General features: G+C 33.7%; 19 protein-coding genes. 8 read left to right on the forward strand and 11 right to left on the reverse strand.

Features of this window, described 5'->3' with window-relative positions; all coding sequences use genetic code 11:
- Positions 1-176 precede the first annotated feature (176 nt).
- Together GIY83_RS08195 and GIY83_RS08200 are read left to right on the forward strand one after the other, a co-directional pair.
- Positions 177-1,511 carry a DEAD/DEAH box helicase gene (locus GIY83_RS08195; RefSeq protein ID WP_208686252.1) on the forward strand — a complete coding sequence of 445 codons (1,335 nt, stop codon included), beginning with the start codon at positions 177-179 and terminating at the stop codon, positions 1,509-1,511.
- 83 nt (positions 1,512-1,594) lie between these two features.
- Entirely contained in the window at positions 1,595-2,863 is a 1,269-nt protein-coding gene (locus GIY83_RS08200; RefSeq protein ID WP_208686254.1) for an NAD(P)/FAD-dependent oxidoreductase, read from the forward strand.
- Positions 2,864-3,137: 274 nt separating this feature from the next.
- Here GIY83_RS08200 and GIY83_RS08205 read toward each other — a convergent pair whose 3' ends face one another.
- On the reverse strand, positions 3,138-4,367 hold the full coding sequence (locus GIY83_RS08205; protein ID WP_194614604.1) for a multidrug effflux MFS transporter: 1,230 nt from the start codon (positions 4,365-4,367) through the stop codon (positions 3,138-3,140).
- Positions 4,368-4,521: 154 nt separating this feature from the next.
- On the opposite strand from GIY83_RS08205, the gene GIY83_RS08210 reads away from it, so the two are divergent.
- From GIY83_RS08210 to GIY83_RS08225, 4 genes are all read left to right on the forward strand, one after another.
- Positions 4,522-4,941 carry a hypothetical protein gene (locus GIY83_RS08210; RefSeq protein WP_194614605.1) on the forward strand — a complete coding sequence of 140 codons (420 nt, stop codon included), beginning with the start codon at positions 4,522-4,524 and terminating at the stop codon, positions 4,939-4,941.
- A 91-nt stretch (positions 4,942-5,032) separates the two neighbouring features.
- Positions 5,033-5,413: a hypothetical protein gene (locus GIY83_RS08215; RefSeq protein ID WP_194614606.1), complete on the forward strand. Its 381-nt coding sequence runs from the start codon at positions 5,033-5,035 to the stop codon at positions 5,411-5,413.
- Between the two features lie 436 nt (positions 5,414-5,849).
- On the forward strand, positions 5,850-7,766 hold the full coding sequence (locus GIY83_RS08220) for a DUF294 nucleotidyltransferase-like domain-containing protein (RefSeq protein WP_194614618.1): 1,917 nt from the start codon (positions 5,850-5,852) through the stop codon (positions 7,764-7,766).
- A 2-nt stretch (positions 7,767-7,768) separates the two neighbouring features.
- Positions 7,769-8,365 carry a PolC-type DNA polymerase III gene (locus GIY83_RS08225; protein WP_194614619.1) on the forward strand — a complete coding sequence of 199 codons (597 nt, stop codon included), beginning with the start codon at positions 7,769-7,771 and terminating at the stop codon, positions 8,363-8,365.
- Between the two features lie 230 nt (positions 8,366-8,595).
- Here the strand turns inward: GIY83_RS08225 and acs are convergent, their stop codons facing one another.
- The 7 genes from acs to GIY83_RS08260 form a co-directional block, all read right to left on the reverse strand.
- A complete protein-coding gene (gene acs / locus GIY83_RS08230; RefSeq protein ID WP_194614620.1) occupies positions 8,596-10,506 on the reverse strand; it encodes an acetate--CoA ligase in 1,911 nt (636 codons plus the stop codon).
- A 494-nt stretch (positions 10,507-11,000) separates the two neighbouring features.
- Positions 11,001-12,470 carry a ketol-acid reductoisomerase gene (gene ilvC, locus GIY83_RS08235; protein ID WP_194614621.1) on the reverse strand — a complete coding sequence of 490 codons (1,470 nt, stop codon included), beginning with the start codon at positions 12,468-12,470 and terminating at the stop codon, positions 11,001-11,003.
- A 64-nt stretch (positions 12,471-12,534) separates the two neighbouring features.
- On the reverse strand, positions 12,535-13,056 hold the full coding sequence (ilvN, locus tag GIY83_RS08240; protein ID WP_194614622.1) for an acetolactate synthase small subunit: 522 nt from the start codon (positions 13,054-13,056) through the stop codon (positions 12,535-12,537).
- A 90-nt stretch (positions 13,057-13,146) separates the two neighbouring features.
- Entirely contained in the window at positions 13,147-14,835 is a 1,689-nt protein-coding gene (ilvB, locus tag GIY83_RS08245) for a biosynthetic-type acetolactate synthase large subunit (RefSeq protein ID WP_194614623.1), read from the reverse strand.
- A 186-nt stretch (positions 14,836-15,021) separates the two neighbouring features.
- Positions 15,022-16,695 carry a dihydroxy-acid dehydratase gene (gene ilvD, locus GIY83_RS08250; protein WP_194614624.1) on the reverse strand — a complete coding sequence of 558 codons (1,674 nt, stop codon included), beginning with the start codon at positions 16,693-16,695 and terminating at the stop codon, positions 15,022-15,024.
- Positions 16,696-16,963: 268 nt separating this feature from the next.
- Positions 16,964-18,082 (reverse strand): 3-isopropylmalate dehydrogenase, encoded by a 1,119-nt coding sequence (gene leuB, locus GIY83_RS08255; protein ID WP_194614625.1) that lies wholly within the window; start codon positions 18,080-18,082, stop codon positions 16,964-16,966.
- An 89-nt stretch (positions 18,083-18,171) separates the two neighbouring features.
- Positions 18,172-19,347: a 2-isopropylmalate synthase gene (locus GIY83_RS08260; protein ID WP_194614626.1), complete on the reverse strand. Its 1,176-nt coding sequence runs from the start codon at positions 19,345-19,347 to the stop codon at positions 18,172-18,174.
- 155 nt (positions 19,348-19,502) lie between these two features.
- Here GIY83_RS08260 and GIY83_RS08265 point away from each other — a divergent pair, with 155 nt between their 5' ends.
- Positions 19,503-21,047: a hypothetical protein gene (locus GIY83_RS08265; protein ID WP_194614627.1), complete on the forward strand. Its 1,545-nt coding sequence runs from the start codon at positions 19,503-19,505 to the stop codon at positions 21,045-21,047.
- A gap of 575 nt (positions 21,048-21,622) precedes the next feature.
- On the opposite strand, the gene GIY83_RS08270 is transcribed toward GIY83_RS08265, so the two are convergent.
- The gene (locus tag GIY83_RS08270; protein ID WP_194614628.1) at positions 21,623-23,278 is read right to left on the reverse strand and encodes a M1 family metallopeptidase; all 1,656 of its coding nucleotides are present in this window, start codon (positions 23,276-23,278) and stop codon (positions 21,623-21,625) included.
- Between the two features lie 180 nt (positions 23,279-23,458).
- Between GIY83_RS08270 and GIY83_RS08275 the strand changes: the two genes are divergently transcribed.
- Complete coding sequence (locus GIY83_RS08275; protein ID WP_194614629.1) at positions 23,459-24,157, forward strand: carbohydrate-binding family 9-like protein; 699 nt, start codon at positions 23,459-23,461, stop codon at positions 24,155-24,157.
- A 172-nt stretch (positions 24,158-24,329) separates the two neighbouring features.
- Here the strand turns inward: GIY83_RS08275 and GIY83_RS08280 are convergent, their stop codons facing one another.
- Positions 24,330-24,935: a hypothetical protein gene (locus GIY83_RS08280; RefSeq protein WP_194614630.1), complete on the reverse strand. Its 606-nt coding sequence runs from the start codon at positions 24,933-24,935 to the stop codon at positions 24,330-24,332.
- Between the two features lie 124 nt (positions 24,936-25,059).
- On the reverse strand, positions 25,060-25,656 hold the full coding sequence (gene hisIE, locus GIY83_RS08285; RefSeq protein WP_208686256.1) for a bifunctional phosphoribosyl-AMP cyclohydrolase/phosphoribosyl-ATP diphosphatase HisIE: 597 nt from the start codon (positions 25,654-25,656) through the stop codon (positions 25,060-25,062).
- Between the last annotated feature and the right edge of the window lie 76 nt (positions 25,657-25,732).

Genomic DNA, 25,732 nt, shown 5'->3' on the forward strand with positions numbered 1-25,732 from the left:
CTTAGTATTTATAAGAAGTAAAGTAAAATTATACGCAATATATGTCATCCCAAAAAATGAGGGATGACATAATTGTGAAGAAAAAACAGAACCAAAGGTTCTAAAAAATCATTTTAATCGGAGTAATCTGTGGCAGAATCTAAAATCTAAAATCAGAACTCTACAATAAAAAAACAATGTCTAAACAATTCTCATCACTAGGAATTTCAGCACCAATTTTAAAAGCTTTAAGCGAATTGAACATTGTTGAACCAACAGAAATTCAACAAAAAACAATTCCGTTATTGCTGACTGAAACCCACGATGTTGTAGGTTTAGCCAAAACCGGAACCGGTAAAACAGCTGCTTTCGGATTGCCATTATTACAATTAATCAACACCGAATCACCAATTATACAAACTGTAATTTTGGTACCAACCAGAGAACTTGGACAACAAATATTCAGAAATTTAGAAGATTTCGGAAAACATATCCCAAACATCTCAATAGCTTCAACTTGTGGCGGAATACCAATAAAACCTCAAATCGAGCGATTATCACAACCTACACATATTGTTGTTGCAACACCAGGGCGTTTAATCGATTTGATTCAGCGTAAAGCAATCGACTTAAAACAAGCACAATATTTAGTCTTGGACGAAGCCGATGAAATGATTTCTATTCTAAAAGAAAGCCTGGACGAAATCGTAGCCGAACTTCCTAAAAAACACAGAACTTTATTATTCTCAGCCACTTTGCCGGGAACAATCAAACAACTGATTCAAAATTACTTAAACAAAAACGTAGTTCAGGTTAGCGCCAATATGGAAACCGTTGGTAACCAAGGAATTGATCACGAATATATTGTTGTTGACCCAATTGAGAAATTAGATATCTTAATGCATTTCTTAAACTCAAGAGACGGAGAACGCGGAATCATCTTCTGTAAAACTAAAGCTGCAGTAAACAAATTAGCAAAAAACTTAGCGATTAATCGTTTTTCTTCAGGAGCATTACACGGAAGTTTATCTCAGGGAATCCGTGACAGAATCATGGAGCAATTCCGTGAAGGACATATCAATATTCTGGTTGCAACCGATTTAGCAGCAAGAGGTATCGACGTAAAAGAAATCTCTTATGTAGTCAATTATCATTTACCTGATACTTATGAAAACTACGTGCACAGAAGCGGTAGAACCGCAAGGGCAGGAGCAAAGGGACTTTCTTTGACCGTATTACAAGAAGAAGAAACAGCTGAAATTCCGGAATTCGAAAAAGAATTAGGAATTAAATTCACTCAATTTCAAAAACCTTCAGTAGTAAGTTTAGAAGAAAATAATACGCTTTTATGGGCAAAACAAATCTTCAAAACAAAACCCAATCACGATATTTCAGCCGACTTAAAAACAAAAGTAAAAACCGTTTTTCATCATCTTACTAAAGACGAATTAATAGAAAAATTGTTAGCCAATTACGTTTTGCAAAACAAAGTTGAAGTAACAGAAAAACCTGTTAAAAAATTCAAAAAGTAATAATACTGACATTTGTCATTGTATTTTAAAGTTGTACATTTAAGCTATATTTTTATAAAATCTACTTAAATAAAACAACATATATGAACATAGTCATCATAGGAGGTGGTTTTGCAGGAATAAATCTTGCGAAAGAGCTTGTAGACCATCCTCAAATACAAGTAACCCTTGTAGACAAAAACAATTATAATTTCTTTCCCCCACTGATATATCAGGTTGCTACTGCTTTTTTAGAACCATCAAGTATAAGTTATCCTTTTAGAAAATTCTTTGCAGGCAAAAAAAATCTTCAGTTTCGTTTAGGTGAATTGCTTTCTGTAGTTCCTGCCGAAAATAAAATAATCCTTAATAACGGCGAATTATCATACGATCATTTAGTTTTTGCCACAGGAGCTGAAACCAGCTATTTTGGTATGGAAAACGTAATGAAAAACGCCATTCCGATGAAGACCTTAAATGATGCCATCGAAATGCGTAATACCTTGCTTAAAAACCTGGAAAAGGCCGCTATTACCAAAGATATCCGTAAACGCCGTAAATTATTAACAATTGTTGTTGCCGGAGGAGGACCAACAGGAGTAGAGGTATCAGGAATGTTTGCCGAAATGCGTAAAAATATCCTGTTGAAAGAATATCCGGAATTAGAAACATCAGCCAGTAATGTGTATTTGGTCGATGGGGGAGACGCACTACTCGCCCCTATGAGCAAAGCTTCACAAGAAGACACCTTAGACGCGCTTACCAAATTAGGGGTTGTAGTTAAACTACACACTCGCGTAGTAGATTATATTGATGATACCGTACATTTTGAAAACGGAGAAACCATCAAAACCAAAAACTTAATTTGGGCAGCCGGAGTTTCTGCAAAACTTTTTGACGGAATCCCAAAAGAAAGTTATGGCCGCGGAAGACGTATGGCAACGGATCAATATAATAAAGTAAATGGCCTAATAAATATTTATGCCATTGGTGACACAGCCATTACAGCCGGAGATAAAAATTTTCATGACGGACATCCGCAAGTGGCTCAGGTCGCTATTCAGCAAGGATTAAATTTGGCTAAAAACTTTAAAGCATTAGTACAAAACAAACCTTTAAAACCTTTTGCTTACAACGACAAAGGCTCTATGGCAATCATTGGTAAAAACAAAGCCGTAGTTGATTTACCAAGTCCAAAATGGCATTTCAAAGGATTCTTTGCCTGGGTTATCTGGTTGTTTATCCACTTGATATCGCTAATCACTTACAGAAACAGATTAAACACATTCTGGAACTGGATGGTTGCTTATTTTGCAAGAGATCAGTCTTTGAGAATGATCATCAGACCGGATAAAAGACAACAAAGCGAATGATTAAAATTCCAGATTGTGAAGATCAATAAATGCAAAAAGCCAGAATTAAATAATTCTGGCTTTTTTATGCTCTTTTTTGTCATTTCGAAGAATGAGAAATCACACTAGAAATTCCATATTGAATATCCCCAATCTTTGTCGAGTTTCGTGTGTGATTTCTCCTCACGTCGAAATGACAAGTTGCGCTAAAATGGGAGTTTTTATTTTTTTTTCGATTTTACTATCCCCAATTCATTGGAATTTGGCATTTAAAAAATTGAAAATTATTTTACTTTTAATGCCCCGCCAAAACATCGTCATCTTTAGAAACTTCAACTTTTTCTTTAATAAAACGTTTTCCGATATTTAAAACTATAAAAGCAATAATTGTTGTTGATGTCATAATAATAACCATTGGCGCTACAGAATCTTTTACAAAAACACCAACAGCAAACGATGCTAAAGCTCCTAATCCTAACTGAATAGCACCCATTAAAGCTGAGGCACTTCCGGCATTTTTAGCAAACGGCGCCATCGTAAGTCCGGCTGTATTTGGGTTTGAAATTCCTAAACATCCCAAAAACATGAAAAGCATTGCGATCGTTTCGTACAATCCTAACAAATTATTTACAGCAAGTACGAGAAAAACAATAGCAATAACAGATTGCGTAATTAGCGCTCCAAAAATCATTTGTTCGCTTGAGAATTTCTTCAATAAAACTGAATTTAACTGACTTGATCCAATAAAACTTACCGACATAAAAGCAAAAATCCATCCATAAGTTTTAGCATCTACATGATAAATATCCATAAAAATTATAGGAGAGGCCGCTACGTAAGTAAATAAGCCCGAAAAAGAAATGGATCCTGTAAAGGCGTACGTAAAAAACTGAGGTTCTTTTAAAACTTTTAAAAAGTTCGAAATGATCGGTTTTGGCTTTAATGAGATAGAAGTGTCAGGTTTATAGCTATTTGGCAAACCAACCTGGGCAGCAATTAAAATAGCGATTCCCATACACATTAGGATAAAAAACACGGTATGCCAGCCATAATCTTCTGTAACATAACCACCAATTGTTGGCGCCAACATCGGCGAAAGCCCAAGAACCAGCATTAATAAAGAGAAAACTTTAGGAATATCTTTTACAGGAAATAAATCTCGCACCATTGCTACAGAAGCTACTGTTGCTGCACAACTACCAATTGCCTGAACAAATCGCAAAAGTATAAACGAATCAATATTAGTAACATAAACACAACCTAATGAGGCCAATATGTAAACTAAAAGACCAATAAACAAAGGTTTTTTACGTCCAAAACGGTCCAATAATGGTCCATAAAGCAATTGTCCGGCCGAAATTCCGATAAAATAACTGGATAAACTCATAGAAACTTTTGCTACAGTTGTATGCAAATCTTTAGCAATACCAGAGAAGCCAGGTAAGTACATATCAATTGAAAAAGGGCCAAGTGCTGTCAAAGAACCTAAAATAAGGATGAGTTTAATGTATTTTTTTGTTGTCATTTTCTTAAAAAATTGCTTTTAATTTCCTGCAAAGGTAAATATTTAGTACCTTGTTATATAATCGAATGCATTTTTATATAAAAAGTGTGTTGATTTTAAATCTAAATTGGATTTCAATAATTGATTTTCAAACTAATCCTAAAAATTAAAATTTATGAAAAATTTATCTTTACTATTTGCTCTTATTTTTACAACAGTTTCATTTGCACAGACTATCACGTCTAAAAAAGAAGATGCTAGTGTCGAGCAATACGCACTTCTTCAAAAAGTAAATCAGTATTATCCTGATATTACTTTAAATAAATCAGTTACCAATTTTTATGCAGACGGTAAAATCATTGACACTCAGCAGGAATTTAATTTAGACACATCAAAATTCTCAAGTTATAAAATTGGAATTGAGCCTGATAACAAAAAATTATTATTTGAATATGTTTCTGATGAAACCGGAAAAGTTTACGGTGATGTTACCATTTTTAAAGGAAATGCTTTGAGAACGACTTTTTCAGAGAAAAACAATGAAATTAATGTGGCATTAAACGGAAAATCTGTTTATTTGAAAAAAATAAAATAATTCAATTTTTATTGAAAAGAAAAAGCATTCACCACGGTGAATGCTTTTTTGGTTTATATTTGAAGCAAATTTACAAACAAAGACAATCCCAATGAAAAAAATCATTCTTTTGTTGCTATTAATTTCTTTTTCAGCACATTCACAAACAAATCGATTTACAGGAACATGGAGCACTGAGAATTGCAAAGATTGCAGCAAGGAATATGTTTTAACTTTAAATATAGCGCAATCAAACAGTAAAATATTCGGAACTGCAGAAATTACAAGCGCTAATGAAAAATTCGTTACAGGTGTTATGGAAGTTACCGGATATGTTTATGTACTTGGTGAAAAAGCCCAAATTAACATGAAGTCTAAAAACGCTTCTGTAAGCGCGGTACTTTATGCAAATGAAGGCGTAATACAATTTACTAAAAGAGGCGGATCTGATTTAGTTCCCAAAGAAACGATTCTCACTAAACTTTACGATTAAGAAATTTATTCAGCTGTGCGTTAAGAGTGAGAATTTAAAATAACAACTTTTAATATTTTACAGGAGCACAGAATTTACAAAGCCTTACACTGCTATATGCAGTATTATATTTGAACTATAATTTATATTATGTAAAATAGAATATTTTAAAACCTTCTCCAATACAATCTCCAATCCAGTCTTTTTTCTGAAACAAAATCAGATAATTTAACCACAAAAGAATTCTTTAGAATTAATTGCTGCTCTATTTCCGGATATGCATATAATTTCAAATGATAATAATGATTTTAAAATCCCAAAAAGTCATTTTTAAAGCCTGTAAATCATTAAATTTTAACATTTTATTAAAATAATTACATTCTGGCAAAGATGCTTTCATTGTAAGAGTTTATTTTATTATTTTTACATTCGATACTTTAAAAAAATTATCAAACATATGAATACAATTGCTGAGCATATTGCAGATTTTTTAAAAGAATACCCGCCATTTGATAATTTAACTTTTCAGGAATTATCTGATATTGCTACGAACATTCGTGTTATCAACTTAGAAAAACACGCTATACTTTTTCAAATTAACGACTTACTTCATGATAGTTTTTATGTTGTGGCTTCGGGTGTCATAAATTTAACCACAATTGCTGATGCTGAAGAAACAATTATAAACAAATGCCATGAAGGCGACATTTTTGGTTTACGTCCGTTTTTTGCCAAAAATAACTATATGATGACAGCAAAAGCACGTGAAGAAAGTATTATTTATGCTATTCCGATCGCTGTTTTTAGGCCTTTTGTCGCTAATAATTCTGATGTTTTAAACTTTTTATTAGAGAATTTTGCAATTAATTCAAGACATGCAAAAGACAATGTAAACTCTAACGGAAAACTGATTTCTGATACTGCTTTCTACGTAGATCAGCAATCAGAAATGCAATATATTCAATCACTTGCCTATAATAATTCTCCATTAACAACAGAATCTAATCGCATTATTAAAGATGTTGCGATCCTGATGACGGAATCAATGGTAGATAACATTGTGATTTGCGAAAAGAATAATCCAATTGGTATCGTAACCAATGCTGATTTATCCTCTAAGATTGCAACTGGCCGCTATCCTATAACAGAAACGATTGATAAGATTATGTCATCTCCGGTAGTTACTGTGATCGAAAACGTTTCTCTTGCCGAAGCGCAATTGCTTATGCTTAAAAATAACGTAACGCATTTATGTGTTACCAAAGACGGTACAAGCAAATCTGCTGTAAAAGGAATCATTTCTGAGCACGATTTAATTGTGGCTCAGGCTAGTAATCCTGGTGTTTTAATTAAAGAAATTAAACGCTCTCAGCTTCCTAAAGACTTAAAACAAATACGTGATCGTTTATCTGACTTGATTCAAAATTCGATTCAAAAGAATATTCCGATTTCACATGTTAGTAATATTGCCAGCGAAATTAACCTGGCTATCATAAAACGTGCTGTTGAGCTTTCGATTTTAGATTTAGGCTCACCTCCTGCCCGTTTTGCATGGTTAAGCATTGGTAGTCAAGGACGTAAGGAACAACTTTTACTTACAGATCAGGACAGTATTCTTATTTTTGAAGATGTTGCTCCTGAGAAATACAGAGAAGTAAAAGATTATTTTTTAAGACTGGCCAAAAGAACGACTTCTATCTTAGAAAAAGTTGGTTACGAATATTGTCCAAATGGTCATATGGGAAGTAATATGTTATGGTGTAAATCATTGACAGACTGGACAAAACAATACAACAGCTGGATGAATACTCCAGGTGAAAACAGTAATGATTTAAGCAGTATTTTCTTTGATTATGAAATTGTTTTTGGAGAACCAAAGATCGAAGAAGTAATCGAAAATGTTATTTTTAAGAATGCTGTCAATAATACCTTATTCTTTGACTTTTTAGGCAACGATGCTTTAAAAAGAAATTCTCCTTTAAGTTTCTTCAAGAAATTTATTGTTGAAGAAGAAGGTCCGCATAAAACAAAATTTGATATTAAAACCCGCGCATTAATGCCATTAATTGATGCAGCACGTTTATTAATTTTAAATGCCAATATCAAAGGAATCAAAAATACTTATTTAAGATTCAAACAATTAGCAATAACAGATTCTAAAAATGCTGAAATTTATTTAAGCTGTGCCGAAGCTTTTTTAACGCTGTCAAAATTTAGAACTGTCGAAGGATTAAAGAATGATGACTCAGGACAATATATCAATTTGCGAGAAATGTCTAAAACAGACAAAGAAAAGTTAAAAAATGCCTTAACCCCAATGAAAGACCTTGAGGAACTAATTAAGAGTAAATTTCAACTTACACAATTCTCATAAATATGCTAGACTGGATTAAAAATATCAACAAAGAATATCCGGATTTCTGGAAAGAATACCTGACAAAATTCGAAACAAAACCTAATAGATTTGTAGTTTTATCTACTGAAACTTCTGGGTTAAACCCTAATAAAGATGTTATTTTATCTCTGGGTGCTTTTTCAGTAATTGATGATGGAATTGTAATAAAAGATAATTTCGAAGCTGTTTTACTGCAATACAAATTTTTGCAGGATAACGGACTTTCGAATGAGTTTATCATTGAAAGCAAAATGCTTAAAATGCCTGAACCAGATGCTATTGAAGCATTTGTTAACTTTATAGGCAATTCTATTTTAGTAGGACATCATATTAATTTTGATATCGAAATGCTAAATGCGGCTTTAGAGCGTCTGGATTGTGGAAGATTGAAAAATGAAGCTTTAGACATTGATATGATGTACAGAAAATTAATGGACATCAATGACAAACAGTTTTCTTTGGACGACTTAAGCGAAATTTACAAAATTCCAAAAAGCGACCGAAATTCCTCTGCAGAAGATGCGTATAAAATTGCGCTGTTATTTTTGAAGTTGAAATCGAGATTAGGAATTAAGTAAAAAATTCAAACCATATAATATAAGTTATATAAGGAAATTTAAGTTTAGAATCTTTGCTATTATTATTTAAAGAAAATATAAGAAAACCCTTTTCTATACGGAGTTACTTGCGAAGATTTCTCCTTACGTCGAAATGACAAAAAACGCGCTAAAATCTACAATTAATTTTTACAATATAAAAAAATGCCTCTTAAAATTAAGAGGCATTTTTTATTCTATTATTTTCAAAATTAAGAAATTCTTTCGTTCTTAATTTCGTCTACAATTTCCGGATTCAATAAAGTCGAAATATCTCCAAAGTTCGAGTAATCACCTTCGGCAATCTTACGTAAAATTCTACGCATGATTTTTCCTGAACGTGTTTTTGGCAAACCAGATACGAACTGAATTTTATCTAATTTGGCAATTGGTCCAATATGATCAGAAATATATTGATTGATCTCTTTGGTTAAGTTAGCTCTATCTCTATATTCTCCAGTTTCTTTTAGAATCACAAAGCCATATAAAGCATTTCCTTTAATATCGTGTGGGAATCCAACAATTGCAGATTCTGCAACTGCAGGATGCTCGTTGATTGCATCTTCGATAGGAGCTGTTCCTAAATTATGTCCTGAAACAATTACAACATCATCTACCCTACCGGTAATTCTATAATATCCAACTTCGTCTCTTAAAGCTCCATCTCCTGTAAAATATTTTCCAGGGAAAGCAGAGAAGTAAGTGTCTTTGTAACGTTGGTGATCTCCCCAGATTGTTCTGGCGATTCCTGGCCATGGAAATTTTATACACAAACTACCTACAACCTGATTTCCTTCGATCTCGTTGCGTTTTTCATCCATCAAAACGGGTTGAATTCCCGGTAATGGCAAAGTTGCATAGGTTGGTTTTGTTGGCGTTACAAAAGCAATTGGCGAAATCATGATTCCACCCGTTTCTGTTTGCCACCACGTATCAACCACCGGACATCTTTTATCTCCAACGTGGTCATTAAACCAGTGCCAGGCTTCTTCGTTGATAGGCTCCCCTACTGATCCAATAACTTTTAGCGATTTTAGAGGATATTTTTGAATATAATCTAAACTTTCTTTTGCTAATGAACGGATAGCGGTTGGTGCTGTATAAAACTGAGTTACTTTGTGTTTTTCGATAATATCCCAAAAACGGCTAAAATCCGGATAAGACGGTACACCTTCAAAAATTACGGTTGTTCCTCCATTCAATAATGGTCCGTATAATATATAAGAGTGACCTGTAATCCAGCCAATATCTGCAGTACACCAGAAAATATCATTTTCTTCATGACTAAAAACATTTTTAAAAGTATAGGCTGTGTAAACCATATATCCGGCTGTGGTATGCACCATTCCTTTAGGTTTTCCTGTAGATCCGGAAGTATACAAAATAAATAAAGGATCTTCGGCATCCATAATTTCAGCAACGCTATTATCTAAAGCTGCATCCAATAAAGGCTGTAACCATTGGTCACGTCCTTCTTTCATTTTAACGTTAGTGTTTGTTCTTTTTACAACCAAAACGTTAGAAACAGATGGGCAGGTATCTAATGCTTCATCTACAATTCCTTTTAAATCAATGTTTTTATTTCCTCTGTAACCTCCATCTGAAGTAATTACCATTTTACACTCGCAATCATTGATTCTTGCAGAAACCGCCGAAGCTGAAAATCCTGCAAAAATAACAGAGTGAATTGCCCCTATTCTGGCGCAAGCTAAAACTGCAACAGCCAATTCAGGAATCATTGGTAAATAAATACAAACTCTGTCTCCTTTACGAACACCTTGCTCACGCAAAACATTCGCCATTTTCGAAACTTTTTCGTATAGTTCGTTATACGTTATATGTAAAGCACTTTCTGAAGGATCATTTGGTTCAAAAATAATCGCCGTTTTTTCCCCTCTTTTACTTAAGTGTCTATCGATGCAATTTTTGGTAATGTTAACTTTTGCGTCAGTAAACCATTTCACTTCGGCATCAGCCATATTAAAATCAACTACTTTTTCCCATTGTTGGTACCAGGTAAAATTTTCTTCAGCAATCTTCCCCCAAAACTTCCTTGGTTCCCTTATTGACTTATTGTAATGTTTAAAATATTGTTCTAAATTTTCAATTTTATAATAACTCATATGTTTTTGGAATTTTTTTATAAATGTATTAAATATCAGCGTATTCTTAAAATTATTTAATTCATAAATTTTATCTAAAAAAAACACATATTAAAAAAAATATTGCTTTTTTCTACATAAACTATAAAATTTTACTTTTTTAACCAAAAAAGCATGTTGCAAAAAAGGCACAGTAAATGAATACCATGCCTTTTTATTTTAACAATTTCAATAACAATTAATTTTGTAATTCTGTATTACAATGCATTGGTCTATTTTGAAAATAGCAGCATCTGTATTAATTATAAATGAAACTTCAACAAGTATATCTTTTACCAAATATACCCCTTATTAGGGATTAGCTTCACTTAACTTACTTGCTCGCAGAAGTTAAGTGAATGCAATATACATCTATATCCATTTTTTTTTAATAAGTGCTTACTAATTCAAAATATCATACAAAACAAAGATACAGTGCAAATTCCACAACCGAATGTGTGGTAATTCCCAATTTATTATCCAATTTTTTTCATTGCAGTCATAGACTCTCTCAACCATGCTCCTACTTCTTCGATAGGATGTTGACGAATTTCTTTGTTTACTGCAATTAAGATTGCATTGTCTACTCCGTTAGAAGTCGAGAATGGTTTTCCTATAACATTAGTTTCAACAGTTTTCATATAATCTGTCAATAACGGTTTACAAGCGTGGTCGAATAAATAACAACCATATTCTGCTGTATCCGAGATTACACGGTTCATTTCAAATAATTTTTTTCTTGCAATTGTATTAGCAATCAAAGGCAATTCGTGTAATGACTCATAATAAGCTGATTCTTCGATAATTCCAGCTTCTGTCATGGTTTCGAAAGCTAATTCTACACCAGCTTTCACCATTGCAATCATTAAAACTCCGTTGTCAAAATATTCCTGCTCAGCAATTGGCGCATCAGTTGGAGCTGTTTTCTCAAAGTTAGTTTCTCCTGTTGCAGCTCTCCATGTCAATAAGTTTTTATCGTCATTAGCCCAGTCAATCATCATAGTTCTTGAGAATTCTCCTGAAATAATATCATCCTGGTGTTTTTGGAATAACGGACGCATAATGTCTTTTAATTCTTCAGCAATTTCGTAAGCTTCGATTTTTGCCGGGTTAGACAAACGATCCATCATATTGGTAATACCTCCATGTTTCAACGCTTCTGTGATAGTTTCCCATCCGTATTGAATTAATTTTGAAGCATATGCAGGCTCGATTCCTTTTTCTACCATTTTATCAAAACACAAAATAGATCCTGTTTGCAATAATCCGCAAAGGATAGTTTGCTCACCCATTAAATCTGATTTTACTTCAGCAACGAATGATGATTTTAAAACTCCTGCTTTATGTCCTCCGGTTGCTACAGCATAAGCTTTTGCCTGATCTAAACCAAAACCGTTTGGATCATTCTCCGGGTGAACAGCGATAAGTGTTGGCACACCAAATCCTCTTTTGTATTCTTCACGAACCTCAGAACCTGGACATTTAGGCGCACACATAATTACTGTAATATCTTTACGAATCTGCATTCCTTCTTCAACAATATTAAATCCGTGAGAGTATGCTAAAGTCGAACCTTGTTTCATTAATGGCATAATGGCGGTAACTACAGCAGTATGTTGTTTATCTGGTGTTAAGTTACAAACTAGATCAGCAGTTGGAATTAATTCTTCGTAAGTACCTACTGTAAATCCGTTTTCAGTAGCATTTTTATAAGAAGCTCTTTTTTCAGCGATTGCATCTGCACGTAATGCATATGAAATGTCTAATCCGGAATCTCTCATGTTTAACCCCTGATTCAAACCTTGTGCACCACAGCCTACAATGACAACTTTTTTTCCTGCTAATGCTGAAATCCCGTCTGCAAATTCTGATTGCTCCATAAATTCGCAAACGCCTAATTGTTCTAATTGTAATCTAAGTGGTAATGTATTGAAATAATTTGCCATTTTGTTTTTAATATTTAATGAGTGTTGTAATTTAATAATTGATTAATATGTAACTAAGATGATACTATTTGAATGTTTCTAACAATGATGAAATTTCCATTTTTTGTTTAGAAACTGATATTCTGCCCGAACGCACAAATTGCATAATGCCGTAAGGTTTGAACTTTGCATATAATTCTTCAATTTCAGAACGTCTTCCTGATTTTGAAATCACGAAGAAATCACGAGAAACGGTTACGATTGTTGCCTGACTTTCTTTGATGATATTTTGAATTTGTTTTTCATCAAACAATAAACTTGAAGCAATTTTGAATAAAGCATTTTCAAGATAAATAGTCTCTTCATCTGTATGATAAAAAGCTTTTATTACTTCTATTTGCTTTTCTATCTGCCCCACAATATTCTTAACCCATTTCTCCGTTGTATTTACAACGATAATAAATCTAGAAACATTCTCTATTTCTGATTCTGAAACATTTAGGCTTAATATATTAATGTGACGCTTTAAGAATATACCTGATATTCTATTTAACAACCCCACGTTATTTTCTGAGTATACCGATATGGTAAATGTTTTATCTTCCATGTAATTTTTGTTTAAAGTTTATTTTGTTTCAGGTTTGAAGTTCCAATCTTAACTTGAAACTTTTAACCTGAAACCTGAAACTTTTTTTCTTTAGCTTAATCTAATTTCAGAAACACATGCTCCTGTTGGAATCATTGGGAATACATTATTCTCTTTTTCGACCATAACTTCTAAGAAATAAGAATCTTTTGAAGCCATCATTTCTGCGACAGCTGCATCCAGATCTTCTCTTTGTGTTACTTTTTTAGATTTAATGTAATATCCTTCTGCAATGGCAACAAAATTTGGATTAATCATATTTGTAGAAGCGTATCGGTTATCAAAAAATAACTCTTGCCACTGACGTACCATCCCTAAGAATTCATTGTTCAGGATAACAATTTTTACCGGAACTTTTGTCTGGAAAATTGTACCTAATTCCTGAATGGTCATCTGGAAACCGCCATCTCCAATGATAGCTACTACTTCTCGATCCGGCCTTCCCATCTTAGCTCCAATCGAAGCCGGCAATGCAAATCCCATTGTTCCTAAACCTCCCGAGGTAATATTACTCTTGGTCTGATTAAATTTAGCGTAACGACAAGCAAACATTTGATGTTGTCCAACATCTGAAACAATAATCGCATCGCCTTTTGAGTGTTTGTTGATCATTTCCATAGTTTCACCCATCGAAATACCTTTATTGTTTGTTGGGTTTAACTCTTCGTTTATAACCGTTTCTACTTCTATTTTATGTAATTCTTTGAATTCGTTATGCCACAAATCATGTGATTTTGCTTCAATTAATGGCAATAACGCATTTAAAGATTCTCTTACGTCTCCTAAAACAGCTACTTCAGTTTTTACGTTTTTATCAACTTCTGCAGGATCAATTTCAAAGTGAATTACTTTTGCCTGTTTTGCGTAAGTTTTTAAGTTTCCGGTAACACGATCGTCAAAACGCATCCCTAAAGCAATTAAAACATCGCATTCGTTTGTCAATAAATTTGGCGCATAATTCCCATGCATTCCTAACATTCCAACGTTTAACGGGTGATCTGTAGGCAAAGCCGAAAGTCCAAGGATAGTCCATCCTGCCGGAATTCCTGATTTTTCGATAAATGCTTTTAATTGTTCTTCGGCCTGACCAAGGATTATTCCCTGACCAAAAACGATAAACGGTTTTTTAGCACTATTGATCAAAGCAGCAGCTTCGGCTACTTTGTCTAATTTTAATTTAGGAACCGGAATATAACTTCTGATTCCTGTACATTTTTCGTAACTAAATTCGAACTCATCAAACTGAGCGTTCTTAGTAATATCGATCAATACAGGCCCCGGACGTCCGGAACGTGCAATGTAAAATGCTTTTGCTATAATTTCAGGAATTTGAGAAGCTTCAGTAACCTGATAATTCCATTTGGTCACCGGAGTTGAAATCCCGATAATATCCGTTTCCTGAAAAGCATCAGAACCCAACAAATGCCTTCCCACCTGTCCTGTAATACAAACCATTGGTGTTGAGTCGATTTGAGCATCTGCAATTCCTGTGACTAGGTTTGTAGCTCCCGGTCCTGAAGTAGCAATCGCTACCCCCACTTTTCCTGTAGCTCTTGCATATCCCTGAGCTGCATGTGTTGCACCTTGTTCGTGACGCACTAAAACGTGGTGTAATTGATCCTGAAATTTATATAATTCGTCGTAAACAGGCATTATGGCTCCTCCCGGATATCCGTAAACCAAATCTACTCCCTCTGCTAATAAACATCTAATAACGGCTTCTGCCCCTGATATTTTCATAGTATATTTTTTCTCAAAAATCAATATCAAAAATCAATTTAAAATTCAATTTAAAATTCAATAGCAATGTCAAAAATCAATTTCAGTATTAGTATTAAATTGATCTTTCTTTATTTCTATTTGCTATTGAATTTTGTTATTGTAATTGGTATTGCATTTGATATTGTAATTGACATTGTTATTTAATTATTTATCGGTAACACAACCTGTAGAAGCGCTTGAAACCGATCTTGCGTATTTAAGTAAAACTCCTTTTGTAACTTTTAGCGGTGGCTGAATCCAAGCCGCTTTACGAGCTGCAAATTCTTCGTCAGATATCTTCAGGTCGATTGTATTCTTTACAGCATCGATAGCAATTAAATCACCATCTTTTACTAATGCAATACCTCCACCATCATATGCTTCTGGTGTAATGTGTCCTACGACAAAGCCATGTGAACCTCCGGAGAATCTGCCGTCTGTAATAAGTGCGCAGCTGCTTCCTAATCCGGCTCCAATAATGGCAGATGTAGGTTTCAGCATTTCAGGCATCCCCGGACCACCTTTTGGTCCACAATACCTGATGACGACTACATTACCTGGTTTTATTTTTCCGGCCTCAAGACCAGGAATCACTTCAAATTCACCTTCAAATACAACAGCCGGACCTTCAAAATATTCTCCTTCTTTACCGCTGATTTTTGCTACAGCGCCTTCAGAAGCAAGATTTCCGTATAAAACCTGAATATTTCCGGTTGGTTTCAACGCTTTTTGAATTTCATGAATTACTTGTTGTCCGTCTTGTAAATCCGGAGTAGAAGCTAAATTCTCTGCTACTGTTTTTCCTGTTACCGTCAAACAATCTCCGTGAATCAATCCTACTTTTAATAAATATTTCATTATAGAAGGAATTCCTCCAACTTCATGAATATCTTCCATCATGTATTTTCCACTTGGTTTCATGTCTGCCAATACAGGTGTTCTGTCATTAATGGCTTGAAAATCATCCAGAGTAATTTCGATATCCACCGCATGAGCCATAGCGATTAAGTGCATAACTGCATTTGTAGAACCTCCTAAAACTGCAACAATTGTAATGGCATTTTCGAAAGCTTTACGAGTCATGATATCTCTTGGCTTAATGTCTTTTTCTAATAATATCTTAATAGCCTCTCCTGCAGCCAAACATTCATCTCTTTTATCCTGACTTAGAGCAGGGTTCGAAGAACTGTATGGCAAACTCATTCCTAATGCTTCAATTGCAGAAGACATTGTATTTGCAGTGTACATTCCGCCACAAGCACCAGCTCCGGGACATGCATTTTGAATTACACCTTTAAAATCTTCCGGAGTAATTTCATTTTTAACTTTTTTTCCTAAAGCCTCAAAAGCAGAAACAATATTCAAAGATTCACCTTTCCATTTTCCGGAGTGAATTGATCCTCCGTAAACCATGATAGACGGACGGTTTACTCTTCCCATCGCAATTAAAGCTCCGGGCATATTTTTATCACAGCCAGGAATTGCAATAATACCATCGTACCATTGTGCCCCTACAACTGTTTCTATAGAATCTGCAATCACATCACGGGAAACCAATGAATAACGCATTCCTTCAGTTCCGTTAGAAATTCCGTCACTTACGCCAATGGTATTAAAAATAAGTCCGACCAGATTTGCATCCCAAACACCCTTCTTCACATCTTTTGCTAAATCATTCAGGTGCATATTGCAAGTGTTACCATCGTAACCCATGCTCACAATACCTACTTGTGCTTTTTTCAAATCTTCTTCAGTTAAACCAATACCGTACAACATCGCTTGCGCCGCAGGTTGTGTTTGATCTTGAGTGATGGTTTTGCTGTACTTATTTAATTCCATTATTGTATTATTTTATTTTAATTTTTATTCAAAAAAAAACCTTCCAGTATTTGGAAGGTTTCTAATATAGTTTTTCAATTATATTTATACCATTCCCGATGCAGATGTGCTAAACACATTGACAACAACGACAGAAGTAATAATAATTGAGATTCGCATCATTTATTTTTTAGTGTCACAAAAGTATGAAAACTTACAGAACTAAAAAAATAAAATCTCAACATTTCACATACTTCTTGTTATTTATTTCATTATTTTAATAAAAAACCTAAACAATTGTCGATTGACCGATATGAACATTGTCATTATTAAAATATAGCAAGTCATCTTTGCTGAAAATAAAATTTGAAACAAACTCGCCTACTTCATTTGTACCGAATTTTGAATCTGGTTTTAAATCAACCGTAACAACTTTATATTCGATTGCTTTTTCAACCGCCTGATAAATTACATTTGCTTCTTTGAATAAACCAAAATGCTCTAATAGCATCGCAGCTGATAAAATGGAAGCAATTGGGTTGGCAATATTTTTTCCTTTTGCCTGAGGATAAGAACCGTGAATTGGTTCAAACAATGCATTTTTTTCTCCTAAAGATGCTGATGCCAATAAACCGATAGATCCTGTAATAACACTTGCTTCATCTGATAAAATATCTCCAAATAAATTTTCCGTCAAAATCACATCAAATTGTTTTGGATTCAAAATCAATTGCATTGCTGCATTATCCACAAATAAAAAATCTAAAGCCACATCAGGATAATTCGCACTCACTTTCTGAACAACTTTTCTCCATAATCTTGAGGTTTCCAAAACATTTGCTTTGTCGACCATTGTCAGCTTTTTGCGTCGGTTTTGTGCCGATTTAAAAGCTAAATGTGCAATTCTGGTAATTTCTTCTTCTGAATATTCACATAAATCCGAAGCATGTGTTCCTTCTTCATTTAATGTTTTAGCTCCAAAATAAGCGCCACCTGTTAATTCTCTGAAAATAGTAAAATCAGCTCCTTCGATAATTTCTCTTTTTAAAGGAGAAGCATCAATTAAAGCTTTATAAGGTTTTATAGGACGAATGTTAGCAAACAATCCAAGCTCTTTACGAAGCCTTAACAATCCCTGCTCCGGACGAACTTTTGCATTTGGATTATTATCATACTTAGGATCCCCGATCGCACCAAACAAAACCGCATCTGTGTTCAAACAAAGATTCAGGGTTTGCTCCGGTAATGGATTTCCTGTTTTATCAATAGCAATGGCTCCCATGAGCGCCTCTTCAAATACAAATTCATGATTGTACACCTCACCAATAGCGTATAATGCTTTTTTGGCTTGTAAAATTACTTCTGGTCCAATTCCGTCTCCTGATAAAACTGCTATTTTCAAATTCATAACGTCTCGTTCTTTATGTATTTAAATCCTTATTTTTTGTTTCTTCTTTGTTCTATTCTCTTTAATCTATTCTCTTTATTCTATATTAACTAGCTTCTGATTAAATCACCTTCAATTTTTGAAGCTTCAATAATCTGGTGAATATCTGCATCGATCACTTCTTTTTTGATATCAGCAAACTTCAAAAACTCAACATATACAATGTCTAATTGTACTTTTGTAAGTTCGTAACCTACTTTTTTAGCACGGTAAGCCAAAGCAGCTCTTCCGCTTCTTGCTGTAAGTATAATCGAAGATTCATTTACACCCACATCAAGCGGATCCATGATTTCGTAAGTTGCTCTGTTTTTGATTACACCATCCTGATGAATTCCTGAGCTGTGCGCAAATGCATTCGCTCCAACAATAGCTTTATTAGGCTGCACGATCATTCCCATACTTTCAGAAACTAATCGGCTCATTTCGTTCAATTCTCTTGTATTAATGTTGGTATCAAGATTTAAGTAAGGATGTTGTTTAAAAATCATTACCACTTCTTCAAGAGCTGTATTTCCGGCTCTCTCACCAATACCATTGATTGTACATTCTATTTGTCTTGCTCCATTTATAGCACCTGCAATAGAGTTTGCAGTAGCCATTCCTAAATCATTATGACAGTGACATGAAAGGATCACGTTTTCGATTCCTTTTACGTTTTCTTTTAGATATTTAATTTTTGCTCCGTATTCTTCTGGTAAACAATATCCTGTTGTGTCTGGGATATTTAGTACAGTAGCACCAGATTTTATCACTTCTTCACAAACCTTAGCCAAAAAAGCGTTATCAGTTCGTCCGGCATCTTCTGCGTAAAACTCAACATCTTCTACATAAGATTTTGCGTGTGATACAGCATATTTTGCTCTTGCGATAATATCTTCTCTTGTGGTATTTAATTTATGAAGTATGTGAGATTCAGATGTTCCGATTCCTGTGTGGATTCTAGGTCTTTTAGCATGCTTTAGTGCAGCTGCAGCAACATCGATGTCGTTTTTTACGGCTCTTGTTAGTCCGCAGACGGTGGCGTTTTCTACAATTTTACAAATCTCAGAGACCGATAAAAAATCGCCCGGACTTGACACAGGAAAACCTGCTTCGATAACGTCAACTCCCATTTTATCAAGTCGTTCTGCGATAACTAATTTTTGTTTAGTATCTAACTTACATCCTGGAACTTGTTCGCCGTCGCGCAAAGTGGTGTCAAAAATTTGAACTTTCTCTCTATTCATATTCATTTATTTAATGTAATTTCACATCTTGATAACAAATATATATTGTACTTCTTCAGTACGAAATTCATTTTAATGAAATTATACTGTTCATAAAGCAATTTATAACGTATTAAACAATTAATAATCAATAAGTTACACTATTATATTTTACAATGGCTAACCATCAAAAAGATTTCTTATTTGTATTAATAAAATCACTTTCTAAATCCGAAAAAAGACAGTTTAAGATTTTTGCAAGCCGTTTAGAGACGAGTTCAAATACGAAATTCATCGAATTATTCAATATCTTAGATAAATCTGAAAACTACGATGAAAAGCTTATTCTTAAGAGCGGGATCATTAAAAAAGTACAGTTATCTAACTTAAAATCATACTTATACAAGCAAATTCTGGTAAGTATTCGACTGAATATTCCTAGTCAGAACATTCGTTATCAATTGCGCGAACAAATAGATTTTGCCGGTATCCTATATAATAAAGGTTTATATAAACAGAGTTTGAAGATTCTGGATAAGACAAAAATCATTGCTCTTGAAAATGATGAGAAATATATGGCGTATGAGATTGTGGAGTTCGAAAAACTAATCGAATCACAGTATATTACCCGAAGTATTCAAGGGCGCGCGGATGAATTGGTTATTCAGGCCAAAGAATTAAACTATCGAAATACAATCTCAAGCAAATTATCGAATTTATCGCTTCAGCTTTACGGGATCATGCTTAAAACAGGTTACGTTAAAAATGATGAGGAATACAAATATATCGATGATTATTTCAACAAACATATTGCTAAGTTAGACGAGAGCAAGTTTGGTTTTCGCGAAAAGTATTGGTTTTATAATGCTAATTTATGGCGTAGTTTTCTTGTTCAGGATTTTCTGGCAAGTTATAAATATGCCTATAAATGGGTTACGTTGTTTTATGACAACCAAAATATGATTTATCAGAATCCCGTATTTTTTCTAAAAGGAAATCATTACTTTCTGGAATCTTTATATATGTTGAAATACAAATCGAATTTCAAAAAATACCTTTCTCTTTTAGAAGAAACAATTAAGGATGAAAAATTCCCTGTAAATGACAACATTGCATCGCTATCATTTCTATACGTTTACAACAATAAGCTAAATTTGCATATTCTGGAAGGTACGTTTGCCGAAAGCGAATATTTGATTCCTGAGATTTTAGAAAAGATCAAAATACACAGCGAACATCTTGATGAACATCACGAAATGTTGTTTTTCTATAAAATAGCGTCTATTTATTTTGGAAACGAAAAGTATAATGAATGCATCTTTTATCTAGACAAAATCATTAACAATAAAAACTTATCTATGCGTGAGGATCTAATGTGTTTTGCGAGACTCTTGTCTTTAATTGCGCATTATGAGCTTGGAAAAGATTATTATCTTGAAAATCATCTTAAAAACACCTATAAGTTTCTAATAAAAATGAATGATCTTCATGAGGTTCAAAAGGAAATTATCAAGTTTTTAAGGAATTTGAACAACTTATATCCTGCAGATATCAAAAAAGAATTCATTAAAATGCGTTTGCGTTTTATTGAATTAGAAAAGAATACTTATGAAAAAAGAGCTTTTCTTTATTTAGATATTATTTCATGGCTTGAAAGCAAAATCGAGAATAGAAAAATTGCTGATATTATTAAAGAAAAAGCGAAGTTGAATAGTCGATAGAAAATTAAATTTCAAGTTTTTATCTTGAACGAAGTCTCGGTAGCAAATTCCAATAAAAAAGCCTGAAAAGACCTTAATCTTTTCAGGCTTTTGTCATTTCGACGCAGGGGAAATCCTCGTGAGAAGCTCGACAAAGATTGGGTTTTCGTTGCGGAGTTACTTGCGAGGATTTCTCCTGCGTAGAAATGAGAAACTGCACGGAAATAGTGTTGCGAAATGATTGTCCTAGCCCCGATAGAAGTGGAAATCCTTTTGTGTCCGCCGTGGCGGACACAAAAGATTGGAACGTATAGCGGGATTAGCTCCTAAAAAAATAGTTTTATGGCGGAAATTGAAATGACAAGATTGTCTATAAACAATAAACCCGACAAGTTTTAAAAACCTGTCGGGTTTACTATTTGCATACAATTCAAATGCAATAAAAAGATCCCAAATCCTAAATGGTTTATGTCCCAACCTTTGTCAAAGTTTTAAACTTTGACAAAGATCTTTGCCTAAAGTTATCGAATAAAAAATCCCAAACTCCAGTCAAGAATTGGAATTTGGGATTTTAAAAACTTGAAAATTTTTAGGTTTTATTCTATAATATTAGAAGTCGTCACATAAAAATCTTTACTCACTTCTACTTTTCTATCTTCATTATTTGTCTTCTCTGATTTCCATTCTGTTGTTGGTTTTAACCAAATATCTTCACCATTCAAATTCACTTTTACAGGCATATCAAACTTTGCTACACAATTTGTCCAGTGATATCCAAAAGATCCGTCTTTGAACATATATTCAAAAACAGGAATTTGAGTTGTAGTCAAATATTGCGCATAAACCCTGTTGAAGTTAATTCCTGATTGTGTATTGATATAATCCTCAATTTGCTTTCCGGTAACAGTTTGATGATAAAAAGTACTGTTTAAACCTCTTAAAATAGATTTCCATTTTGCATCGTCATTGATAATCTGGCGCATCATATGCAGCATACTTGCTCCTTTTGGATACATATCGCCTGATCCTTCATTGTTTACCTCATAATTACCTATAATTGGCTTATCGTTTTTGATACCTTTTCTGCAGCCAATGATATATTCGGCAGCAGCATCTTTTCCGTAATAATATTCAAGGAAAAGGCTTTCAGAATAGTTGGTAAAACTTTCGTGCACCCACATATCGGCAATATCTTTATAAGTGATATTATTAGCAAACCATTCATGTCCTGATTCGTGAATAATAATAAAATCAAATTTTAATCCCCAACCCGTTCCGCTTAAGTCACGGCCTAAATAACCATTTTTATAACCATTTCCGTAAGTTACGCTACTTTGATGCTCCATACCCAAATAAGGAGCTTCGACCAATTTATAGCTGTCTTCGTAAAAAGGATACGGTCCAAACCAGTTTTCAAACGCCTTAAGCATTTTTGGAGCATCTTTAAATTGCTCTTTGGCCAAAGCCAAATTATAACTCAAAACATAATAATTACAATCTAAATCGCCTTTTTCTCCTTTAAATTTCTCTGAGAAGTTTACATAATCACCAATATTAATGTTTACGCCATAATTATTAATTGGGTTAGAAACATACCAATTAAAAGTCTTGGTTCCGTCTTTTTCCTTATTAACGCTTTGCAGTCTTCCGTTTGAAACATCAGTCAAATGTCCGGGAACATTCACGCTAATCAGCATATTTTCGACTTCGTCATACATATGATCTTTGTTTGGCCACCAAACGCTGGCGCCTAATCCCTGACAGGATGAAGCGATAAAATCTTTTCCGTTTTTGTCTTTTTTCCAGGTAATTCCGCCATCCCACGGTGGATTAACCGCTTCTTTTGGTTTTCCTCCAAATGAAATTACGATTTCCTTCGTCTCACCTACTTTTTGCGCAGCTGTTAATTCAATAAAAAAAGCATTTCCGTCTCTTTCAAATTTCAATTCTTTTCCATCTTGAGTCACTTTGTAGATTTGCATAGGTTCCTGCAAATCAATCTGCATTTTATTATAAGCTGTCAAAACAGTATAACGAACCGTATTTGAGCCTGTAATCGTTTTTTCTTTTGGATTTACTTTTACATCTAAATGATAATATTTTAAATCCCACCAGGCACGTTCTTTTGTAATGCTTCCGCGTAAAGAATCCTGATGTGTAAAAACGGTTTCAGACTTATTCAGAAGTCCTTGTGCATTGGCAGTAAAACCAAACAAAAAGGCGATAAAAACGCCACCAAAGTATTTTTTCATACGAAGTAAATATTTCATTTAATCGAAATAAACAGAGCATTTCGACAAGCTTAAAGTTCAACAAATGTAAACATTCGAATCAAGTTTTGAATGATTTTATAATCCTGATTCGGAGAATTTAATGTTAAAATTTATTTATTCTTCTGTATTTTAGCCAATCAAATTCATTTATACCATTTTATGAAAATTAGTGCCATTATTACCTTTTTAATTTTTACATGCTCGGCGACAAATTATTCACAAACGATTCCAATTCATAAAACAAATGAAAAAATAAACATCGACGGAGACTTATCCGATTGGAAAACTTCATTTTTAGGGCCATTTGTAATTCATAATTCCGGAGAAAGCGCCACTCAAAATACTTTTGTCTCACTTGCGTGGAATGATCAAAACCTATATATTGCCTATCATTCTGACGATTCTAAAATAGTAGGAACACCTCAAAAAAAAGATGCTTCAATTTTTAATACCGATGATTTGGTCGAATTTTTTATTGATCCCGACGGCGACAGCCAAAATTATCTGGAAATCGGAGTAAATGCTTTTTCGTCTAATTATGATTTATTGCTAAAATGTATTTCGCCCAATTGTGGCGGTTGGAATACTACTATGAGTTTTGATATTGCAGGATTAGAAACTGTAAGTAAAATAACTTCCGAAGGTTATAATACTGAAATTAAGATTCCTTTTTCGAGTTTAAAAACCATTAAAAACGGCAATTTTAATCAACCAAAAGCAGGAACAAAATGGAAAGGAAATGCTTTTAGAATTGATTACGGTAACACAACGGAATATCTTGCATTACAATATCATAAGAGTTTAAAACATGGCTTTCACCAACCGGAGGAATTTGCGGTTTTTGAGTTTATGGAGTAGCGCCGAGATGGTACGCGGATGACACTGATTCGCTTACGCGAAAACACGGATTTATAAGGATTTTTTATTCTTTTTTATTAATTTCAATTTTCGTCAGACTGAACGAAGTCGAAGTCCCGCAAAGTGATTCAACAAATTAGACTTTGGATTTGTGAAGTACTTTTTTTAATCTTTAATTGATAAACTGTGGTAGCAAATTAAATTTAACTTCAGAATAAGGTACATCGTTTTGAACTAAAAATTTAAAAACCTTATTATTTTCTTTCATTTTATAAATTTCAAATATAGTTTTATTGGACTGAATATAAATATTTTGCAAGAACCGATCATTTAGATCTCCGCAAACTTGATAAGTTTGTAAAAACATAGAAATCCCTTCTTTTAAAACTTCAGGACTAGTAAATTCTTTTGGGAGAAATATATTAACAAAAGAATTACTATCTATGTATATCTCTCCAGTGCTACCATTAATTGTACTAAAACTACCGTGAGCACTTTTTTCTAAAAACAAAATTAATCGTTGACCAGTTTTTAACTCTTTAATTTTTGGATCACAAATCCATTCCTTCCAGATCTGGACCTTAATTTTTAAAGATGATCTCCCTTTTACAAACTGGTTTATTGTAAATTCATATTCATCCTTTGAAACTTTAGAAATGGTTCCGTCAACAATTAAATCTGCCTTCGCAATAACAATTGCATATGGTACTTCATGTTTTTTGAATCCGTAGTTTAAAGTTGGAAGCAAAAACAAAAACAGACACACAAATAGTTTCATAAGACTTATGCTTTTAGCTAAAATAATACTTTTTTATCAGACTGAGCGAAGTCGAAGTCCCCGCAAAGTGATTTAGCAACGGGACCTCGACTTCACTCAGTCTAACAATTGAAATTATTTTTTATTACTTCTGACGTTTCTTCAAAACATCCACAACATCATTCAACTGAAAGCCTTTTGCCTGCAATAAAATCAAATAATGAAACAATAAATCCGCGCTTTCGCTTAAGAATAAATCGTCATTATCATCTTTTGCTTCAATAACCACTTCTACAGCTTCTTCGCCTACTTTTTGGGCGATTTTATTGATTCCTTTTTCGAATAATGACGCCACATAACTCTTCTCAGAATCGGCATTTTCTCTTCTGGTTTTGATGGTGTTTTCTATTTGAGAAATAAAACCGTAATTTTCTTTATTTTCTTCTTGCCAGCATGTATCAGCGCCTGTATGACACGTTGGCCCTACAGGTTTTGCCTGAATTAAAAGTGTATCGCCATCGCAATCATTTTTAATACTTATCAGATTCAAAAAATTACCACTCTCCTCGCCTTTTGTCCAAAGTCTTTGTTTGGATCGGCTAAAGAAAGTTACTTTTTGAGTTTCTATTGTTTTTTGAAGCGATTCTTCATTCATGTATCCCAACATCAAAATATTCTTTGTTTCAGAATCCTGAATTATCGCCGGAATCAATCCGTGTGCGCTTTTTATATCTATGTCCATATTTATTTTAGATTTTAGAGTTCAGATTTTAGATTACCGAATTCTATATTTTATTTATTTCTTCTTGATTCTTTGT

Source organism: Flavobacterium sp. SLB02 (genome assembly GCF_009664855.1).
In the GTDB taxonomy this organism is placed as follows: domain Bacteria; phylum Bacteroidota; class Bacteroidia; order Flavobacteriales; family Flavobacteriaceae; genus Flavobacterium.

What these genes read in the sequence shown, in the direction of transcription:
- hisIE (WP_208686256.1), bottom strand. Translation starts at nt 25,656, where the DNA reads ATGGACATAGATATAAAAAGCGCACACGGATTGATTCCGGCGATAATT.
- GIY83_RS08260 (WP_194614626.1), bottom strand. Translation starts at nt 19,347, where the DNA reads ATGAATAGAGAGAAAGTTCAAATTTTTGACACCACTTTGCGCGACGGC.
- GIY83_RS08270 (WP_194614628.1), bottom strand. Translation starts at nt 23,278, where the DNA reads ATGAAAAAATACTTTGGTGGCGTTTTTATCGCCTTTTTGTTTGGTTTT.
- GIY83_RS08195 (WP_208686252.1), top strand. Translation starts at nt 177, where the DNA reads ATGTCTAAACAATTCTCATCACTAGGAATTTCAGCACCAATTTTAAAA.
- ilvC (WP_194614621.1), bottom strand. Translation starts at nt 12,470, where the DNA reads ATGGCAAATTATTTCAATACATTACCACTTAGATTACAATTAGAACAA.
- ilvB (WP_194614623.1), bottom strand. Translation starts at nt 14,835, where the DNA reads ATGAAAATATCAGGGGCAGAAGCCGTTATTAGATGTTTATTAGCAGAG.
- GIY83_RS08215 (WP_194614606.1), top strand. Translation starts at nt 5,033, where the DNA reads ATGAAAAAAATCATTCTTTTGTTGCTATTAATTTCTTTTTCAGCACAT.
- ilvD (WP_194614624.1), bottom strand. Translation starts at nt 16,695, where the DNA reads ATGGAATTAAATAAGTACAGCAAAACCATCACTCAAGATCAAACACAA.
- GIY83_RS08225 (WP_194614619.1), top strand. Translation starts at nt 7,769, where the DNA reads ATGCTAGACTGGATTAAAAATATCAACAAAGAATATCCGGATTTCTGG.
- ilvN (WP_194614622.1), bottom strand. Translation starts at nt 13,056, where the DNA reads ATGGAAGATAAAACATTTACCATATCGGTATACTCAGAAAATAACGTG.
- GIY83_RS08210 (WP_194614605.1), top strand. Translation starts at nt 4,522, where the DNA reads ATGAAAAATTTATCTTTACTATTTGCTCTTATTTTTACAACAGTTTCA.
- acs (WP_194614620.1), bottom strand. Translation starts at nt 10,506, where the DNA reads ATGAGTTATTATAAAATTGAAAATTTAGAACAATATTTTAAACATTAC.
- GIY83_RS08280 (WP_194614630.1), bottom strand. Translation starts at nt 24,935, where the DNA reads ATGAAACTATTTGTGTGTCTGTTTTTGTTTTTGCTTCCAACTTTAAAC.
- GIY83_RS08205 (WP_194614604.1), bottom strand. Translation starts at nt 4,367, where the DNA reads ATGACAACAAAAAAATACATTAAACTCATCCTTATTTTAGGTTCTTTG.
- GIY83_RS08220 (WP_194614618.1), top strand. Translation starts at nt 5,850, where the DNA reads ATGAATACAATTGCTGAGCATATTGCAGATTTTTTAAAAGAATACCCG.
- GIY83_RS08265 (WP_194614627.1), top strand. Translation starts at nt 19,503, where the DNA reads ATGGCTAACCATCAAAAAGATTTCTTATTTGTATTAATAAAATCACTT.
- GIY83_RS08275 (WP_194614629.1), top strand. Translation starts at nt 23,459, where the DNA reads ATGAAAATTAGTGCCATTATTACCTTTTTAATTTTTACATGCTCGGCG.
- GIY83_RS08200 (WP_208686254.1), top strand. Translation starts at nt 1,595, where the DNA reads ATGAACATAGTCATCATAGGAGGTGGTTTTGCAGGAATAAATCTTGCG.
- leuB (WP_194614625.1), bottom strand. Translation starts at nt 18,082, where the DNA reads ATGAATTTGAAAATAGCAGTTTTATCAGGAGACGGAATTGGACCAGAA.